This window comes from Corallococcus exercitus (assembly GCF_003611585.1).
Classification (GTDB): Bacteria; Myxococcota; Myxococcia; order Myxococcales; family Myxococcaceae; genus Corallococcus; species Corallococcus exercitus.
In genome coordinates this window covers 1-1,917 of record NZ_RAVW01000748.1, presented here as the reverse complement: position 1 = coordinate 1,917, position 1,917 = coordinate 1, and the positions used below count along the sequence as shown (strand labels likewise).

The 1,917-nt window shown below is 71.4% G+C and carries 3 protein-coding genes; 2 read left to right on the top strand and 1 reads right to left on the bottom strand.

Going from position 1 to position 1,917, the window contains the following annotated elements; translation table 11 throughout:
• The coding region (gene tilS / locus D7W79_RS41655; RefSeq protein WP_120530712.1) for a tRNA lysidine(34) synthetase TilS at positions 1-942 on the bottom strand (942 nt) is incomplete at its 3' end.
• Between the two features lie 444 nt (positions 943-1,386).
• On the opposite strand from tilS, the gene D7W79_RS41650 reads away from it, so the two are divergent.
• Positions 1,387-1,596, top strand: coding sequence for a TIGR04563 family protein (locus tag D7W79_RS41650; protein ID WP_014396356.1), 210 nt, complete (start codon positions 1,387-1,389; stop codon positions 1,594-1,596).
• Positions 1,597-1,605: 9 nt separating this feature from the next.
• A complete protein-coding gene (locus tag D7W79_RS41645; RefSeq protein WP_120530711.1) occupies positions 1,606-1,887 on the top strand; it encodes a TIGR04563 family protein in 282 nt (93 codons plus the stop codon).
• Positions 1,888-1,917: the final 30 nt, after the last annotated feature.

The following is a 1,917-nucleotide window of genomic DNA, read 5'->3' as shown; positions in this document are numbered from 1 at the left end:
GCGCACCCGCCCGCCGGTGGCCTTGAGCAGGAAGCCGTCACTGAGCGGCATGGCGCCCCCGCGCGCCACCACGTCCCGCCCGCGCTCCAGCGTGGCGTGGTCCACCCGCGCGCCCGCGGAGACGAGCAGCCGTGCGAGCACGCGGCGCGACAGCGGCGGCTCCAGCGCGCGCAGGCCCACGGCGTCCAGGCCGCCTCCATCCAGCGCCAGCCGCTCCCACGCCGCGTCCGCCAGCCCGGCGAGCAGGGCTTCGTCCTCGGAGGCGAGCCGGGCGAAGGTGGCCAGGTGCTCCACGGTGCTGAAGCCCGCCGCGCGGTTCAGCGCGGGCAGCACGTCCAGGCGCACGCGCGTGCGGAAGAGGGAGGGATCCGCGTTCATCGGATCGCGCACGAACCCCACCTCCTCGGTGGCCAGGAAGGCGAGCACGTCCTGGCGCGAGCACGCGAGCAGCGGCCGGATGAGCGTGGGTGCGCGCGCGTGGATGCCTCGCGCGCCCCGGAGCGCGGCCCCTCGGGACAGGCGCATCAGCAGCGTCTCCGCCTGGTCGTCGAGCGTGTGGCCCGTGGCCACGAAGTCCAGCCCGCGCTCCTGTCGCAGGACCTCCAGGGTCGCGTAGCGCGCCTCGCGGGCCCGGGCCTCCACGCCCGCGCCGGGCTGAAGCGCCAGCCGCCGGACGTGGCAGGTCAGGCCCAGGCGCGCGGCCAGCCCCACGACGGAGGTCACCTCCTCCGCGGCTTCGGGACGGAGGCCATGGTCCACCGTCGCCACCTCCACGCGCAGCGCCAGCGTGTCGCGCACGCGGGCGGTTCCCACGAGGAGCGCGGTGGAGTCCGCGCCTCCAGAGACCGCGAGCAGCACCGAGCGCGAGGCGAGACCGTGCTCGGCATAGGAGCGGGCGAGCGCGGCGGTCAGCGAGGGACGTTCAGGAGACGCGCGAGGCATGGCGCAGCGTTCGGAATGGAGAGGGGGATGGCCGGGTTACAGAGTCGCGGTGGACGGAAGGCGTGGGGATGCATTCCATGATTCCCACAATGGATGGACGCGGGGCGGAAATAGAACGGCGCCTCACGGTTGTTGGTCGGACGTTCTGGACTTCATGACGTTGGACCTAGGGGTCCCCCCCCTCCCCCTCTGGGTCCACGGGGCCGCTCGGAGATTCGCTCCCTGCGGTCCCTCTTTCCGAAGCGCCCCGGTCTCCCTCGTGGAGGCCGGGGCGTTTCTCTTTTCGGCTGTCAATGCAGCATCGGAGCAGTGTCGGAAGCGGAGCGTTCAGCCTGCGGGCGCACGACTGACTGCTCCGAAACCGTTGACCCTTCAGGGCGTCTGTCGGATAACCGCTCCGGTGTGTTCAGGTCGTCACCTCGAATCCGCCCCGGAGACCCAGGCATGGCAGGCACCGACAAGCGCAAGCAGTCGCTGTACTTCCCCGAGGAGATGCTGAAGGAGATCCAGGAGGAGGCGAACCGGCAGGACCGTTCCCTCTCGTGGGTGGTGCAGCAGGCCTGGAAGATCGCCCGCGACCGCATCAAGTCATTCCCTGCCGTGAACGACGTCACGGGCGACGAGCGCACGGACCCGCGCGAAGAAAGGCCTTGAGGCAGGGCCATGGCCACCACGGATCATCGCAAGCAGTCACTCTATTTTCCCGAGGACATGCTGGAAGAGATCCAGCGCGAGGCGACCCGGCAGGATCGTTCCCTGTCGTGGATCGTCCAGCAGGCGTGGAAGGTCGCCCGCGCCGACATCCGTCGGATGCCCTCGGTCAATGACGTGCTCGGCCCCCTGCCTCCACGGCCGGTGGCCCCCGCGGCCCAGACGGCCACCTCCGCTCCGGCGGTGGTGACGTCCAGCGCCCCGGCCTCCTCGGACGAGCCCTCCAAGCCGTAGGGAGCCGTCCACCCCGGCCCCCGTCAGTCC